The organism is Mesorhizobium sp. CA10, assembly GCF_020165285.1.
In the GTDB taxonomy this organism is placed as follows: Bacteria; Pseudomonadota; Alphaproteobacteria; order Rhizobiales; family Rhizobiaceae; genus Mesorhizobium.
In genome coordinates this window covers 78810-94895 of the sequence record NZ_JAIUHV010000009.1, presented here as the reverse complement: position 1 = coordinate 94895, position 16086 = coordinate 78810, and the positions used below count along the sequence as shown (strand labels likewise).

Annotated in this window: 16 protein-coding genes; 7 read left to right on the top strand and 9 right to left on the bottom strand. The window is 62.9% G+C overall.

What is annotated here, in order from left to right:
* A complete protein-coding gene (locus LB535_RS19420; RefSeq protein ID WP_224633343.1) occupies nt 1-1107 on the top strand; it encodes a CobW family GTP-binding protein in 1107 nt (368 codons plus the stop codon).
* Here LB535_RS19420 and LB535_RS19415 read toward each other — a convergent pair.
* The 5 genes from LB535_RS19415 to LB535_RS19395 all read right to left on the bottom strand — a co-directional run bounded on the left by LB535_RS19415 (nt 1104) and on the right by LB535_RS19395 (nt 5043).
* Complete coding sequence (locus tag LB535_RS19415; RefSeq protein ID WP_095767426.1) at nt 1104-1361, bottom strand: sulfurtransferase TusA family protein; 258 nt, start codon at nt 1359-1361, stop codon at nt 1104-1106. The genes LB535_RS19420 and LB535_RS19415 overlap by 4 nt on opposite strands.
* Nucleotides 1362-1370: 9 nt before the next feature.
* On the bottom strand, nt 1371-2669 hold the full coding sequence (locus LB535_RS19410) for a murein L,D-transpeptidase family protein (RefSeq protein ID WP_224633342.1): 1299 nt from the start codon (nt 2667-2669) through the stop codon (nt 1371-1373).
* 220 nt (nt 2670-2889) lie between these two features.
* Nucleotides 2890-3840, bottom strand: coding sequence for an acetyl-CoA carboxylase carboxyltransferase subunit alpha (locus LB535_RS19405; RefSeq protein WP_140843171.1), 951 nt, complete (start codon nt 3838-3840; stop codon nt 2890-2892).
* A 100-nt stretch (nt 3841-3940) separates the two neighbouring features.
* Nucleotides 3941-4855, bottom strand: coding sequence for a site-specific tyrosine recombinase XerD (locus LB535_RS19400; protein WP_224633341.1), 915 nt, complete (start codon nt 4853-4855; stop codon nt 3941-3943).
* 35 nt (nt 4856-4890) lie between these two features.
* Complete coding sequence (locus tag LB535_RS19395; RefSeq protein ID WP_042643428.1) at nt 4891-5043, bottom strand: hypothetical protein; 153 nt, start codon at nt 5041-5043, stop codon at nt 4891-4893.
* Nucleotides 5044-5234: 191 nt separating this feature from the next.
* On the opposite strand from LB535_RS19395, the gene LB535_RS19390 reads away from it, so the two are divergent.
* The 3 genes from LB535_RS19390 to LB535_RS19380 are packed head-to-tail and all read left to right on the top strand — an operon-like array spanning nt 5235 to nt 7896.
* Nucleotides 5235-5864: a shikimate kinase gene (locus tag LB535_RS19390; protein WP_224633340.1), complete on the top strand. Its 630-nt coding sequence runs from the start codon at nt 5235-5237 to the stop codon at nt 5862-5864.
* Entirely contained in the window at nt 5861-7006 is a 1146-nt protein-coding gene (gene aroB, locus LB535_RS19385; RefSeq protein ID WP_224633339.1) for a 3-dehydroquinate synthase, read from the top strand. Before LB535_RS19390 ends, aroB begins: the two co-directional genes overlap by 4 nt.
* Nucleotides 7003-7896, top strand: a complete 894-nt coding sequence (locus tag LB535_RS19380) for an HlyC/CorC family transporter (RefSeq protein ID WP_224609388.1) — start codon at nt 7003-7005, stop codon at nt 7894-7896. Before aroB ends, LB535_RS19380 begins: the two co-directional genes overlap by 4 nt.
* Before the next feature lie 27 nt (nt 7897-7923).
* Here the strand turns inward: LB535_RS19380 and LB535_RS19375 are convergent, their stop codons facing one another.
* Genes LB535_RS19375 through LB535_RS19365 form a run of 3 tightly spaced genes read right to left on the bottom strand, consistent with a single transcriptional unit; the run spans nt 7924 to nt 12779 of the window.
* The gene (locus tag LB535_RS19375) at nt 7924-9471 is read right to left on the bottom strand and encodes a SpoVR family protein (RefSeq protein ID WP_224633338.1); all 1548 of its coding nucleotides are present in this window, start codon (nt 9469-9471) and stop codon (nt 7924-7926) included.
* Between the two features lie 28 nt (nt 9472-9499).
* Complete coding sequence (locus LB535_RS19370; protein WP_095767434.1) at nt 9500-10810, bottom strand: YeaH/YhbH family protein; 1311 nt, start codon at nt 10808-10810, stop codon at nt 9500-9502.
* A gap of 19 nt (nt 10811-10829) precedes the next feature.
* Complete coding sequence (locus tag LB535_RS19365) at nt 10830-12779, bottom strand: PrkA family serine protein kinase (protein ID WP_095767435.1); 1950 nt, start codon at nt 12777-12779, stop codon at nt 10830-10832.
* Between the two features lie 272 nt (nt 12780-13051).
* Here LB535_RS19365 and LB535_RS19360 point away from each other — a divergent pair, with 272 nt between their 5' ends.
* A complete protein-coding gene (locus LB535_RS19360) occupies nt 13052-13858 on the top strand; it encodes an alpha/beta hydrolase (protein ID WP_224633337.1) in 807 nt (268 codons plus the stop codon).
* Nucleotides 13859-13862: 4 nt separating this feature from the next.
* Here LB535_RS19360 and LB535_RS19355 read toward each other — a convergent pair whose 3' ends face one another.
* Nucleotides 13863-14165 carry a BolA family protein gene (locus LB535_RS19355; protein WP_095767436.1) on the bottom strand — a complete coding sequence of 101 codons (303 nt, stop codon included), beginning with the start codon at nt 14163-14165 and terminating at the stop codon, nt 13863-13865.
* Nucleotides 14166-14301: 136 nt separating this feature from the next.
* Between LB535_RS19355 and LB535_RS19350 the strand changes: the two genes are divergently transcribed.
* Together LB535_RS19350 and cobS are read left to right on the top strand one after the other, a co-directional pair.
* Nucleotides 14302-14925, top strand: a complete 624-nt coding sequence (locus tag LB535_RS19350) for a J domain-containing protein (RefSeq protein ID WP_224633336.1) — start codon at nt 14302-14304, stop codon at nt 14923-14925.
* A 125-nt stretch (nt 14926-15050) separates the two neighbouring features.
* Nucleotides 15051-16037, top strand: coding sequence for a cobaltochelatase subunit CobS (cobS, locus tag LB535_RS19345; protein WP_095767438.1), 987 nt, complete (start codon nt 15051-15053; stop codon nt 16035-16037).
* Nucleotides 16038-16086 lie beyond the last annotated feature (49 nt).

The following is a 16086-nucleotide window of genomic DNA, read 5'->3' as shown; positions in this document are numbered from 1 at the left end:
ATGAGCGGCTTTCCCATTCCCGTTTCGGTGCTCACCGGCTTTCTCGGCGCCGGCAAGACGACACTGCTCAATCGGCTGCTCAAGGATCCGGCGCTTGCCGATACGGCGGTGATCATCAACGAGTTCGGCGAGGTGGCGATCGACCATCTGCTGGTGGAGCAGGCTTCTGACGGCATCATCCAGCTTTCCGACGGCTGCCTCTGCTGCACGGTGCGCGGCGACCTGGTCGATACGCTCGCCGATCTGGTCGACCGGCTGCAGACCGGCCGTATCGCGAAATTGGCCCGTGTCGTCGTCGAGACGACGGGCCTGGCCGATCCGGCACCGGTGCTGCAGTCGATCATGGCGCATCCGGCGCTGGTGCAGGCGTTCCGGCTCGACGGCGTCATCACGCTGGTCGACGCCGTCAACGGCGAGGCGACGCTCGACACCCATGTCGAGGCGGTGAAACAGGCCGCGGTGGCCGACCGCGTCGTGCTGACCAAGACCGAGCTTGTGAACGCGGCCGCAGTCGAGGCGTTGCGGGCAAGGCTCAAGCAGATCAATCCGGGCGCCGTCGTGCTCGAGGTCGAGGAGGCCGGCGCGGCGGCGCTGTTCAATTGCGGGCTCTACGATCCTCAGTCCAAGTCCGCCGACGTGCGGCGCTGGCTTGGCGAAGAGGCGGCGCACGGCCATGATCACGACCATCACCACCATGACGGCGACCATGATCCTCACCACCATCATGAGCATCGCCACGACACGCGCGTGCGCTCGCACTCGCTTGTCCATGACGGCCCGGTGCCGTTCTCGGCGATCGAGATGTTCCTCGACCTCCTGCGCTCGACGCATGGCGAGAAACTCCTGCGCATGAAGGGCGTCATCGCACTCGCGGAGGATCCCTCGCGGCCGCTGGTCATCCACGGCGTGCAGAAGATCCTGCATCCGCCGGCGAGATTGCCCGCCTGGCCTGACGGCCAGCGCGGAACCAGGCTGGTGCTGATCACGCTTGACATGCCGGATGACTATATCCAGCGGCTGTTCGCGGCCTTCACCAACAAGCCGTCGATCGACACGCCGGACCGCGCAGCGCTGGAAGCCAATCCGCTCGCGATTGCCGGGCTTTAAGCTGAAGCAAGCAGGTCAGCCGCGTTGCCGCGTTCGACCAGGAAGCGGTGGCCGCCAGTGACGGCCGCCGTCTCGAGCAACTGGTGGCCGGCATCGGCGCAGAAGGCCGGGATGTCGATCACCGCCAGCGGATCGGTGGTTTCGAGCCACAGCCGGGCGCCGGGTCGCATCGCAGCCAGCCGCTTGCGGGCCTTCAGCACCGGCAACGGACAGTTCAGTCCCTTGAGATCGTAGATGGCGGGCGGCTTTGCCAAGCGGAAGTCTCAGCCGCCGAACATGCCGAGAAGCTTCTTCTTCAGCTTCGACACGGTGCCCTGGTCGGCGTCGGCGGCGGCCTGCGTTTCCTGTGCCGGCTGGGCGGGCGCGGCCTCGACGCCAGCGGTGACGACCGGCTGCTGCGCCGCCTGCTTGGCGGCCTCCTTCTCGGCCAGCGCCTGCGCCCTTGCCTCTGCCTTGGCGGCCTTGGCCGCCTCGATCGCGGCCAGGCGCTGCTCTTCGGCCTTGCGCTTGGCTTCCTTTTCCGCGTCGGCTGCCGCCATCTTGCGGCCGAGCGGGGAATCGATGCGGCCCATGCGGGTCGTTTCGGTCACCGAGCCGTCGGAATTCAGCGACGGCGGATCGATCGGCACGCGCTCGCCGCGGGCGCGGCGCTTCGACCAGTCGGAAACGATGCTCGCTTCCTTGATGCCGGCAATCGTCGGCTTCGGCGGCGGCGTGCTGGAATTGACGGCTGCTTTGAAGGCCGCGTCATAACGCTTCTCGTAGTCGGCGTAGGCCGTTTTCAACGAGTCAGGCTGCATGGTCGCGGGGCAGGGGCCGGTCGGGTCGAAGGTCGTGCCTTCCGGCGCCACCTGGTTGAAGACGTAGCGCTTCTCGCAGACGTCGACCTTCGGCGGCACCTTGGTGATCTCGAAATTGTCGTAGCCGACCTTCAGCATCTTCCAGAACTCGTAGTTCGGGTCGTTGCGGTAGCGCGCCATGTTGGCGGCGGTCATGCGGAACGGAAAGGCCTGGATTTGGAACTCGGTCTGGCCGCCTTGGAAGGCGTCGCGGCCGAAGGCATAGATCTGCTCGATCTGGGCATCGGTCATCGAATAGCAGCCGGACGACGAACAAGCGCCATGAACCATCAGGTTCTGGCCGGTGCGGCCATTGGCGCGGTCATAGGCGTTGGGAAAGCCGATGTTGAAGGACAGATGGTAGCTCGAGCGCGGATTCATCTGCGACGGACGCACCGTATAGAAGCCTTCCGGCGCCTGGCGGTCGCCCTCGGTGTATTTGGGGCCGAGCTTTCCCGACCATTTGCAGATGTCGTAGGTGGCGACGAGATCGTAGCGGCCATTGGTCTTGGCCTTCCAGATCTCAAGCTTGCCTTCTTCCTTGAAGATGCGCGCCATCACCGAAGAGGTGCGCACCATGCCCTTGGCCTTCATGTCGGCAAGGATCTTGTCGGGCAACGGCTTGTTGGCCTCCGGCGCGAAGTCCTTCATTGACGAATCGTTGCAGCCGGCGACGCCGATGGCGGCGATCAGGATTCCGGTGCGGGCAAGCTTGGCAAACATCGATACGGCTATGTTTCTTCTCTTGGGCAAACGGCTGTCGGCATGGCCGGGCCCATAGGCTGAACACCAGTGGACCGTAAGCCCGTTAACCTTGAAAATTCCTTACCGCAAGCCTTGGCAAACCCCTCACGGCGATTTCCATTGAGCCGAATCCGGCGGCATTTTTGTGGCGGAATTGCTTATTCCGGCCACAGTTGAACGTCTTGCCGGACTTAAGAGGTCAAAGGCTGCGGCCCATCGCCAGGTATTTCTCGCGGCGCTGCTCGCGGAAATCGGTGTTGGCGCCGGCGAAATCCTTCATCGTCCTGGCGATGAGGTCGCCGGTGGAGGCAATCACCGTTTCCGGCGCGCGCTGGGCGCCGCCCATCGGCTCGGGAATGATGGCGTCGATGATCTTCATCTCGAGAAGATCCTGCGCGGTGATCTTCATGTTGGTCGCCGCGTCCTTCGAGCGCGTGGTGTCGCGCCACAGGATCGAGGCGGCGCCTTCGGGCGAGATCACCGAGTAGATGGCATGCTCCAGCATGTAGACGCGATTGGCGGTGGCGATCGCGATGGCGCCGCCGGAGCCGCCTTCGCCGATGACCACCGAGATCGACGGCACCTTCAGCGAAAGACAGGCCGAGGTCGAACGCGCGATCGCTTCGGCCTGGCCGCGCTCCTCGGCGCCGACGCCGGGATAGGCGCCGGCGGTGTCTACCAGCGTCAAAAGTGGGATCTGGAAGCGGTCGGCCAATTCCATCAAGCGCACCGCCTTGCGATAGCCTTCCGGCCGGACCGAGCCGAAATTGTGCTTGATGCGGCTTGCGGTGTCCGAACCTTTTTCCTGGCCGATGATCGCTACCGGCTCGCCGCGAAAACGCGCGAAGCCGCCGACGATCGCCTGGTCGTCACCGAAATTGCGGTCGCCGGCCAAAGGCGTGAAATCGGTGAACAGCCCTTTGATGTAGTCGACACAATGCGGACGGTCGGGATGGCGCGCTACCTGCACCTTCTGCCAGGGCGTGAGCGCCTTATAGAGGTCGCGCAACGCGTCGCGCGAGCGCTTTTCCAGCCTGCTGATCTCTTCGCCGACATCGACCGCCTCTCCGTTCTCGGCAAGCTTCTTCAGCTCAAGGATCTTGAGCTCCAGATCCTGCACCGGCTTTTCAAAGTCGAGGTAGTTGTACATGCTTGAGCGGACCGATCCGTCGGAAGGCAAATGGCTGGCGGAACCGCTGAAATGCCGGCTCCGGGCGGTGGAACGTCGCCCTCACATAGCGATATGAGGCCTAGTCGGCAAGCGGGTGATGATCGTTGACCAGCCGCACCAGCCGCTCCTCCAGCACATGGGTGTAGATCTGCGTGGTCGAGATGTCGGCATGGCCAAGAAGTTGCTGAACGGCTCTGAGATCCGCGCCGTTCTGCAGGAGATGGCTGGCAAAAGCATGGCGAAGCACATGCGGCGAGATCTTCGCCGACGCTATGCCGGACCGCGCGGCCAAGCCCTTGAGATCGCGGGCGAAGACTTGCCGGGAGAGATGGCCGCTGTCGGAGGAGGCGGGGAACAGGAAGGGGCTCTCGGCAAAGGCCGGCCGCTCGGCCCTTGCGGCGAGCCAGGCGCGCATGGCGGCGCGCGCCTTGGTCGAGAGCGGCACCATGCGTTCCTTGTTGCCCTTGCCACGCACCATGAAGAAGCGATCGTCGCGCAACGCCACCGTGACCGGCAGGCCGACCAGTTCCGACACGCGCAAGCCCGTTGCGTAGAGCACTTCGACCAGCGCGTGCAGGCGCAACGCGGCCAGTCTGTCGCCGTCCGGCCCGGATTCTCCGGCTTCCTGCGCTGCCCGGTCGAGCAGGCGCCCGGTCTCGGCTTCGCTCATCGTCTTCGGCAGCGGCCGGCCCTTGCGCGGGCTGTCCAGCGTGCCGGTCGGGTCGTCGCCGCGCAGCCCTTCGGCATAGAGGAATTTGAAGAACTGGCGGATCGCCGACAATTTGCGCGCCTGCGAGGTCGGCGCGAAGCCGCGCGCGGCGATGTCGTCGAGATAGGCGCGGATGTCGGCCGATCCCGCGCCCGCCAGTCCGCCGTTGATCGCCTCGGAAGCATCCTCCAGGTCGCGGCGGTAGGACGAAAGCGTGTTTTCGGCCGCGCCGCGCTCGGCGCTCATCATTTCGAGGAAGGCTTCGATGCGGGCGGCGCTGTTCATCGGGCCGGGATCAGCTCCTTGTCGGTTTTCTTGGGTCAGTTTTTCTTGGGGTTGAGCTTTTCAGCCGGAATTCGGATGCTCATTTCGGCCTTTTTCGGCTCCACGAACATCGCCAGCGCGAACATCGCGCCATAGGCAATGCCTGCAAGAACCGCCAGCGTCACGACGAAGCGAAACAAAGTCGGCATTCAATTTTCGCCCGTCTTGTTGTTCTGCTTTTCCAAAGCCCTGTGCCCTTATGGGACGCCGATCCGGTCAATTCAAGCACGAAGCATTCCGGTGAACAGGAGGTTTTGCCGGGGAAGCTTTCGCGGCCGTTTGTCCGGCCGTGCTTGACGCAAACAGGCTTTTGATGTCGATACGGCGCAAAGAGGCCCCGATGAACGCTCTGCCACCAAATCCGACGGACGAAGGCCGTGCCGCGCTGATCGAACGGCTCGGAAGCCGGTCGATCGTCTTCGTCGGACTGATGGGCGCCGGCAAGACCGCGATCGGCCGCAAGGTGGCGACGATGCTGTCGCTGCCCTTCATGGACAGCGACCAGGAGATCGAAAGCGTCTCGCGCATGACGGTGCCGGAGTTGTTCGAGCGCTATGGCGAGCCGGAATTCCGCGCGCTGGAGCAGCGGGTGATCCTGCGCCTGCTGGAGAACGGTCCGCAAGTGCTGTCGACCGGCGGCGGCGCCTTCATGAACGCGCAGACGCGCGAGGCGATTTCCGCGCATGGCGTATCGGTCTGGCTGAAGGCCGATCTGGACCTGTTGATGGAGCGCGTTTCGAAGAAGCAGAACCGGCCGCTCTTGAAGAATCCCGACCCGCGTGGCGTGCTGGAGAAGCTGATGGGCGAGCGCTATCCGGTGTATGCCATCGCCGACCTGACTGTGCCGACGCGCGACGACCGCAAGGAGATCATCGCCGGCGAAGTCGTCGCCGCGCTCTGCGCCCATCTTGGCATCGACGCGATCGCAACCGGCGCTACAAGCGCCACAACTGGCGAGATTCAATCGTGAGCAATGCCGAACCGGTGAAGGTCGAGGTCGGGCTCGGCGACCGCGCCTATGACATTCTGATCGGCTCAGGGCTGTTGACGCGCTCCGGCGAGGAGATCGCGCGCCGGCTTCCCGGTACCCGCGCGGCCATCGTCACCGACGAAAATGTCGCCGCCGCACATCTCGACACGCTGAAGGCTGGGTTGGACAAAGGCGGCATCCAGTCCGCCGTCATCACGCTGCCTGCGGGCGAAAAGACAAAGAACTTCGTCCATCTGGAGGAAGTGGTCGACGGCGTGCTCGCGGCAAGGCTCGAACGCCGCGACGTGGTGATCGCGCTCGGCGGCGGCGTCGTCGGCGACCTTGCCGGTTTTGCTTCCGGCATCGTGCGCCGAGGCATGAATTTCGTGCAGATACCGACCTCGCTGCTGGCGCAGGTCGATTCTTCCGTCGGCGGCAAGACCGGCATCAACAGCGCGCGCGGCAAGAACCTCGTCGGCGTCTTCCACCAGCCCAGGCTGGTGCTTGCCGACACCCAGGTGCTCGACACGCTGCCGATCCGCGAGTTCCGCGCCGGTTATGCCGAGCTTGCCAAATACGGGCTGATCGACCGCCCGGCCTTCTTCGCCTGGCTCGAACAGAACTGGGGGCAAGTCTTTGCCGGCGGTCCGGCGCGAGTCGAGGCGATCGCCGAGGCCTGCCGCGCCAAGGCCGACGTCGTTGCCCGCGACGAGTTCGAGACCGGCGACCGCGCCTTGCTCAATCTCGGCCACACTTTCGGTCATGCGCTCGAAGCTGCCACGCAGTATGACGGGAGCCGGCTCGTCCATGGCGAAGGCGTCGCCATCGGCATGGCGCTGGCGCACCGCTTCTCGGCGCGTCTCAACCTGGCGAGTCCGGACGACGCGGAGCGCGTCGAAGCGCATCTGCGCGCCGTCGGCCTGCCTTGTCGAATGGCCGACATTCCGGGCGAGCTGCCGGACGCCGAGGCGCTGCTCGGCTTCATCACCCAGGACAAGAAGGTCTCGCGCGGCGCGCTGACCTTTATCCTGACGCGCGGCATCGGCCAGGCTTTCATCGCCAAGGACGTGCCGTCCTCGGAAGTGCTCTCCTTCCTCAAATCGAGCCATCCCGGACGGCTCGAGGTGAGCCATCCCGGATGAACGGGGCCGGCTGGATCGTCGCCGCCGTCCTTGCCGCCATCGTGCTTTTGGCGCTTTTCTTCCGCGCCCGATTGCTTGCCGCTTGCGGCTATGCGCTGCGGCCGATCGAGCCGCCGCAGCGGTCCGAGCGCAACGGCAAGGATGAAGACGGCGACGAACCCCGGCGCGAGGGCACGGCTGCCGAGGAGCGCAATCGGCTTGAGGGGCTGTTCGATCTCGACGAGCTCGAAGTGTCGGATGTCATGGTCCACCGCACCAATATGCGCTCGGTCAATGCCGACAATGCGCCGGAGGCGGTGGTGCGCGAGATTCTGCAGAGCCCGCACACCCGCATGCCGCTGTGGAAGGGCTCTCTCGACAACATCGTCGGCGTCCTGCACGCGAAGGATCTACTGAGGGCCCTCAATGAGGTCGGCAACGATTTTTCGCGGATCGACGTCATGAAGATCGCGGCCAAGCCGTGGTTCGTGCCGGACACCACCACCTTACAGGAACAGCTCAACGCTTTCCTGCGGCGCAAGGCGCATTTCGCCATCGTCGTCGACGAGTATGGCGAGGTCGAAGGGCTGGTGACGCTGGAAGACATCATCGAGGAGATCGTCGGCGAGATCGCCGACGAGCACGACATCGACATGCAGGGTGTCAAGAAAGAGGCCGACGGCTCGGTCGTCGTCGACGGCACGGTGCCGATCCGCGATTTGAACCGCGCGCTCGACTGGGACCTGCCCGACGAGGAAGCCACGACGATCGCCGGCCTCGTCATCCATGAGACGCAGTCGATCCCTGAGGAGAAGCAGGCCTTCACCTTCCACGGCAAGCGTTTCGTGGTGATGAAGCGCGAGAAGAACCGCATCGCCAGATTGCGGATACGCCCCGCCAGCGAGGGCTAAGGCGCGTGTCGATGTCCGGCGATGCCCTCAAAGTTCCTTGGTCCAACGCTCACTGAGTATCGCGCCGGTACCGGCATCGATTGCCGCCAGGCTGACATCATAGCCCCAGAGGTTGCGGATATGGCGCAGCGTCGCGTCGCGGCTCTGGCCCTCGAGCATGACGCCGTCCTTGACCACGTGCTGGAGCCGCAGATGCCGGTCGCCGAGCAGGTCGACGTCAACCACCTGGATGTCGGGACGGTTGGCGCCGATATCGTAGCTTTGCGCCAACGCCGACCTTATCTTGCCATAGCCGCGCTCATTGTGAATTGAGGCCACCTCATAGTGCGACTCGTCGGCACCGTCGGCCAGCACGAAGAGCCGCCATTTGCGGATCAGCCTTGGGCTCAGATACTGCCGGATGAAGGATTCGTCGCGATGGTTGGCCCAGGCGTCGAGCAAGGTGTCGCGCCAGTCGCCGCGGCCGGCGATGTCGGGAAACCAGTCGCGGTCCTCTGCGGTCGGCGCGGTCGAGATGCGCTGGATGTCCTGCATCATGTCGAGACCCAGCGCATAAGGATTGATGCCGGAAAAGCGCGGGTCGTCATAGGCCGGCTGGAAGACCACGTTCGAGTGGTTGCGCAGGATTTCGAGCATGGCGCCTTCGCTGATGCGGCCACGGTCGAACAGCATGTTCATGAGCGTGTAATGCACGAAGGTCGCGCAACCTTCGTTCATCACTTGGGTTTGCCGCTGCGGATAAAAATATTGCGCGATGACGCGCACGATCCTGACGATCTCGCGCTGCCAAGGCTCGAGGACGAGACTGTTCTTTTCGAGGAAATAGAGCAGATTCTCCTCCGGCAGATTGAGCGATTTCTTCCGCTCGGCCGCGTCGTCGTCACCGGCTGTTTTGGTATCGTCGCTCTCTTGCGAAGGCGGTAGTGTCCGCCAGAGATCGTTGAACGAACGCTCCTCGTATTCCAGGCGCTCGCGCAGCCCTTCGCGCTGCTGCTCGGACGACAGTCTCGGCGGCCGATGATAGCGAAACACCCCCTGCTCCATCAGCGCGTGGGCCGAATCCAGGATCGCCTCCACGGCCGCCATGCCATGCCGCTCCTCGCATCGGGCTATGTAGCTCTTGGCAAAATCCAAATAGCTCAGGATGCCGCCGGCGTCCGTCCATTGTCGGAAAAGGTGATTGTTCTTGAAGAAATGATTGTGTCCCAGCGCGGCATGCGCCGTCACCAAAGCCTGCAGGGCCATGGTGTTTTCTTCCATGAGGTAGACGATGCAGGGATTGGAGTTGATGACCAATTCATAGGCCAGACCGCGTGCGCCCTTACGGTAGAGCAGTTCGTTATAGAGGAAGTGCTTGCCGAATGACCAATGCCGGTACATCAGCGGCATGCCCACCGACGAATAGGCGTCGAGCATCTGCTCGGAAGAAATGATCTCCATCTGCACCGGGTAGATGTCGAGGCGAAGCTCTTCGAGGCCGATCGCTTCGATCTCGTCATAGACCCGGGACAGCTTGTTGAAATCCCAGTCCGACCCGGAAAACAGCAATTCGGATTTGCGCGCCTGGCTGACCATCGGCCTATGTTCCTTCGAGCCTCAGTCCTCAAGCGCTCTTGCGCAGATCAGGTTGCCTGGCGAAGAGCTCGCGGAAGACCGGGTATATGTCGGCCGGCGCGGCGATGCGCCTCATCTGGAAATTCGGCCATTTTCCGTCGACGGCGTTGTAGGCGCGCCAGAGCGATGTGCCGTTCTCGGTCGAGCCGAAAATGTGGCTTTCCCGCTCGTCGATGATCTCCACATAGGCGAAATACTGGCAAAGCCGCATCAGCTTGCGGTCGAGCAGTTCTATGCAGCGCTCGGAATCGGTGGCGAAATTGTCGCCGTCGGAGGCCTGGGCGGCGTAGATGTTCCATTCGGCGACCGGGTAGCGTTCCTCGATGATGCGATGCATTTCCTCGAGCGCGGTGGAGACGACCGTGCCGCCGCTTTCGGTGTGGTAGAAGAACGTATGCTCGTCCACCTCCTTGGCTTCGTGGGTGTGGCGGATGAAGACGACCTCGGTGCGTTCGTAGCGCCGTGTCAGAAACAGATGCAGCAGCACGAAGAAGCGTTTGGCCAGATCCTTCTCGCGCTCTCCCATCGAGCCGGAGACGTCCATCAAACAGAACATCACCGCGCTGGCGTTCGGCACCGGCTGGGGATCGAAGCGATTGAACCGGATATCGACCGGATCGACATAGGCAATTCGCCTGCGCCTGCGCTCGATCCGGTCGAACTCCTCGCGCAGGGCAGCGATGCGTTCGCTCATGGCCGTGCTTGCCGGCTTCGCTTCAAGCTCGGCAATCTGCAGGGCGATTGCGTCCAACTCCGCCTGCTTGGGGCGTCTGAGCGCGATGCGGCGCCCATGGCTGTTGCGCATCGTGCGCCCGACATTGATGTTGGTCGGCGCTCCGCTTGCCGTGAAGCCTGCCCGTCTCGGCTTGAAGCTCAGTATCTGCTTGAGATTGAGCTTGACCAGATCCGGCAGTTCGAGGTCCTCGAAGAAAAGGTCGAGCACTTCCTCGCGTGACAGCACAAAGCGGAAGTCGTCTTCGGATTCCGTGGTCCCTGGAGCCGATCCGTAGCCTCCTCCGCCGCCCGGTTTGGAGATGAGATCGCCAGGGCTGAATGTCCTGTTGCCGGGCAGGATGTGCTGGCGCCTGCCGCTTTCCTTGTCGTCGCCGAAGGTCGGTTCGCTGGTGCCCTTGCGAGGCATCGGCACGGCATGCTCGCGGTCAATGTCGGCGATACGACCTGTCCGGACGTGGTCGCGGATGCTGCGCTTGAGCTCATCACGGGCGCGCCGGAGGAAGCGCTGGCGATTGCCCAGGCTCTTGTCCTTCGGGTTCAGGCGGCGGTCGATGAAGATCGGCATGGAACCGTCCCGGCTTTGCTCAACCCGCCTTGTTCACGCGCATATACCAGTCGACCAGCCGGCGAACCTGCCGCTGGGTGTAGCCGCGTTCCACCATACGCTGCACGAATTCGTTGTGCCGTTTCTCCGTGACGCTGTCCTGCTTGGAGCCGAAGCTGATCACCGGCAGCAGGTCCTCGACCTGGCCGAACATGCGCTTCTCGATGACCTCGCGAAGCTTTTCATAGCTCGTCCAGGAGGGATTGCGGCCATGGTTGCGCGCCCGGGCACGCAAGGTGAATTTGACCACTTCGTTGCGGAAGTCCTTCGGGTTGGCGATGCCGGCCGGTTTTTCGACCTGCGACAATTCCTTGTCCAGCACCTCGCGGTTGAGGATCTGGCCGGTGTCGGGGTCCTTGTAGTCCTGATCCTCGATCCAGGCGTCGGCATAGGCGATGTAGCGGTCGAAGAGGTTCTGACCGTACTCGCTGTAGGATTCCAGATAGGCCTTCTGGATTTCATGGCCGATGAACTCGGCATAGCGCGTCGCGAGTTCCGACTTAATGAATTCGAGGAAGGCGGCTTCCGTTTCTTTCGGGAATTGCTCGCGCTTGATGGCCTCCTCGAGGATGTACATCAGGTGCACGGGATCGGCCGCCACCTCCTTGGTGTCGTAGTTGAACGTCTGCGACAGGATCTTGAAGGCAAAGCGCGTGCTGACTCCGGTCATGCCCTCGTCAACGCCGGCGGCGTCGCGATACTCCTGGACCGACTTGGCCTTGGGGTCGATCTCCTTGAGGTTCTCGCCGTCATAGGCGCGCATCTTGGTGTAGAGCGGTGAGTTCTCGTGCTCGGCAAGGCGGGTCGAGACGGTGAAGCGGCTGAGAATGTCCAGCACTTCGGGCGCGCAGGGGCTGTTTGCCAGCTCGCTCTCGCGCAGCAGCTTCTCGTAAATGTGCCTCTCCTCGGTAACACGAAGGCAATAGGGAACCTTGACCACGAGGATGCGGTCGAGGAAGGCTTCGTTGTTCTTGTTGTTCTTGAACTGCTGCCATTCCGATTCGTTGGAATGGGCCACGACGATGCCCTGATAGGGGAAGGCACCGAAATTCTCGGTGCCGTTGTAGCTGCCTTCCTGGGTTGCCGTCAGCAATGGGTGCAGGACCTTGATGGGCGCCTTGAACATCTCGACGAATTCGAGCAGCCCTTGCGTGGTCCGGTTGAGGCCGCCGCTGTAGGAGTAGGCGTCCGGGTCGGACTGGCTGAAGTGCTCCAACTGCCTGATGTCGACCTTGCCGACCAGGGCCGAGACATCCTGGTTGTTCTCGTCGCCGGGCTCGGTCTTGGCGATGGCGATCTGGCGCAGCCGCGACGGCATCAGCTTGACCACGCTGAATTTGGAGATGTCGCCCGACAGTTCGTCGAGGCGCTTGGCCGCCCAGGGCGAAATCAGTCCGTTCAGGCGGCGGCGGGCGATGCCGTATTTATCCTCCAGCAGATCGCCCATGCGATCGGGATGGAAAAGGCCGAGCGGCGATTCGAAGACCGGGCTGATCTTGTTGCCGACCTTCAGCGTGTAGATCGGGCGTTCCTCCATCAACTTCTTCAGCCGTTCGGCCAGCGAGGATTTGCCGCCGCCGACCGGGCCGAGGAGATAGAGGATCTGCTTGCGCTCCTCGAGGCCCTGCGAGGCATAGCGGAAATATCCGGCGATGCGCTCGATCGTATCCTCCATTCCGTAGAAATCGGAGAAGGAGGGATAGACCTTGATGGTGCGGTTGGAGAAAATGCGGCCGAGCCGCTCGTCCTTGCTGGTGTCGACCAGGTTCGGCTCACCGATCGCCTCGACCATGCGTTCGGGCGCCGACGCATACATGGATTTGTCTTCGCGGCAGGCCAGGAGATATTGCTGCAGGCTGATCTCTTCCTGAGCCGCGTTGGAATAAATCTCCGAAAACAGATCGAAGACGTCTGATTGGTTCTCGCGCATGGTGCTTTGCCTCGGAGCCGGTGGGCTGCCAATCGGCTCATCGCTGCATCAACTGCCGGAAAGCACTCTTTGTTCCCTTCACATGAAGGATAGCGCATGCAATCTGGCATTGACCCGGGGGATACCCGACGCGGCCGAAAATGCTCGCCCGAGAAATACGTGGTGATTGCCGGCGGAGCTTCAAGGTCCTGATTTGGTTTGCTGCCCACAAGTTGTCATTATTGATCCAATCGAGGTGCGCGGCTTGCGCCGCAACCTGGCCGGAGATGACGATGACCGATCGACGCGGCTTCATCGCGGCATGCCTTGGGGCGCTGCTGCCTGCAGGTGCGTCAGCCGCCAGGCGTCCGGGCCGGCAGGCACCGCAAGCCCTCGATTACGGTCCGGCCAAGCTCGATGTCTACGCGCCGGACAGCGCGAACCACCTGCCGGTGCTTTTCTTTGTCCATGGCGGCGCCTGGCGGTTCGGCAAACGCGGCCAGGTCGGCTTAAAGCCGGCCTTCCTGCTCGCCAATGGCTTCGCGTTCGTCTCGATCGATTACCGCATGCTGCCGGAAGCCGATGTCGCCACCCAGGCCGGCGACGTCGAAAAAGCCTACGCCTATGTGCGCGCCAACATCGCCCGATACGGCGGCGATCCCAGTCGCATCGTCGGCATGGGCCATTCGGCCGGGTGCCATCTGATCGCGCTGACCGGCATGCGCGGCGGGTTGCCCGGTGTCGCCGCGCTGATCCTGGATGATACCAGGGCCTATGATCTTGCGACGCTTTTCAGGAATGGCGGCATGGTGGGCGCCTATGCGCGTGCCTTTCCCGACCCGACACAATGGGCGGCGCTATCGCCGTCGACCTATGTCGACGGCAGGAAACATCCGCCGACCTTCATCGCCTATTCGCGCGCGCCCGAGCGAGCCGAAGCGTCGAATGCTTTCGCGGAACGCCTGCGCGCCACCGGCGCCAAAGTCACGTTGTTCGACGGCAGCGCCTATACGCACATGTCGATCAATCGCGATTTCGGTCGGGACGGCGACGCCTTGACCGCGGCTGTGTTGGCCTTCCTCAAGGCGAGCGTCGGCTGAGAGCTTACCAGCGCGTCTTCTCGCCGGGCGCCGCCGGCTCGATCGCCAGCGCATGCACGCCGGCCTTCAGTTCGTCCGCGAGCAATTCGTTGACGGCACGGTGGCGCTCGATGCGAGCCATGCCGGCAAAGCTCGGCGAAACGATGCGAACGCGAAAATGCGTCTCGCCGGCGCCGTCGAACGTCGCGTGGTGGCCGGACTCGACGTGATGATGCCCGGCGTGAAGGTGGCTCTCATTGATGACCGCTAGCCGTTCGGGCGAAAATGCCGCTTTCAGCTTGTTTTCGATTGTCGACTGTATGGACATCCGGGTTTCCCTTCCCCACATCTGCGGCATAGCCGCAAAATCTTGAATTTCGACCGCTTTTAAGCCGCGATTCAGCGGTTAGGGCGATCATCGGCGAAATGTCAATTCTTGTTTCGCACATGCGAACAGCCCATAAATGGGTGAGATGAAACCGTACCCCAAATATTTCGAGAAAATTCGAATTCGGCCGGAGAAGGACGCGGAGCTGAAGTCGCGCGCCCCGATCTGCCAGTGGGACGGCTGCAACGAAGCCGGCACGCATCGCGCGCCGGTCGGGCGCCTCAAGGAGGGCGAGTATTTTCGCTTCTGCTTCGACCATGTGCGCGAATACAACAAGGGCTTCAATTACTTCTCCGGCGTGTCGGACACTGAGATCGCCCGCTTCCAGAAGGAGGCGCTGACCGGCCACAGGCCGACATGGCGCATGGGCGCCAATGGCGGCGGGACGCGCTCGGCGCCGGATTTCGCGCAGCAGCGTTCGGGGCGGGCCGGCTACTACAACCGCATGCGCGATCCCTTCAATCTGTTCAGCGGCGGAGCACGCGAGCCGCGCGAGCGCAAGGCAAAGCCACTTGAGGCCAAGGCGCTGGAAACGCTTGGCCTTGACACAAAGGCGACTGGTCAGGACATCAAGGCGCGCTATAAGGAACTCGTTAAGCGCCACCATCCGGATGCGAATGGCGGCGACAGAGGTTCGGAAGACCGGTTCCGCGATGTGCTGCAGGCCTATCGCGTGCTCAAGCAAGCAGGATTGTGCTGAGCGGCCCCACGGTACCAAGTCGTTTTTCCAACTTTCATATGGTTGGAAAAGGCTCTAAGACCGCCCCCGGACAAAATCGATTGCCGGCGAAACGCGGCGTTTCGCCCGTGGAGACGTTGATAGTGATGAACAAGGTCGATCGCGACATCGCCAACCTGCCCGACACGACCGTGCCGGTGAAGGAGAAATTCGGCTTCGATTCCAAGATGATCGTTCCCGCCTATTCGGCGGCGACGGAGCATGTGCCGGACATCGACCCCGACTATCTGTTCGACAAGGCGACGACACTGGCGATCCTCGCCGGCTTTGCCTACAACCGCCGCGTCATGGTGTCGGGCTATCACGGCACCGGCAAGTCGACGCATATCGAGCAGGTCGCGGCGCGGCTCAACTGGCCCTGCGTGCGCGTCAACCTCGACAGCCATGTCAGCCGCATCGACCTCGTCGGCAAGGACGCCATCGTCGTCAAGGAAGGGCTGCAGGTCACCGAATTCCGCGACGGCATTTTGCCCTGGGCCTATCAGCACAATGTGGCGCTCTGCTTTGACGAATATGATGCCGGCCGGCCGGACGTGATGTTCGTCATCCAGCGCGTGCTGGAATCGTCGGGCCGCCTGACCCTGCTCGACCAGAGCCGGGTCATCCGCCCGCACCCTGCATTCCGGTTGTTCGCCACCGCCAACACGGTCGGTCTCGGCGACACCACGGGCCTCTATCACGGTACGCAGCAGATCAACCAGGCGCAGATGGACCGCTGGTCGATCGTCACCACGCTCAATTACCTGCCGCACGACAATGAAGTGAACATCGTGCTGGCCAAGGCCAAGCACTATCGCGACAGCAAGGGCAAGGACATCGTCAACAAGATGGTGCGCGTCGCCGACATGACGCGTTCGGCCTTCATCAACGGCGACCTGTCGACCGTGATGAGCCCGCGCACCGTCATCACCTGGGCCGAGAACGCCGAGATATTCGGCGACATCGGCATGGCGTTCCGGCTGACCTTCCTCAACAAGTGCGACGAGCTGGAGCGTTCGGTGGTGGCCGAGTTCTACCAGCGCGCCTTCGGTGAGGATCTGCCGGAGAGCGCCGCGAACGTGGTGCTGGGGTAGGCGCGCGGCTGAAAAGGCCTCTAGCCTTTCAGCATGAATCGCGCAGGGA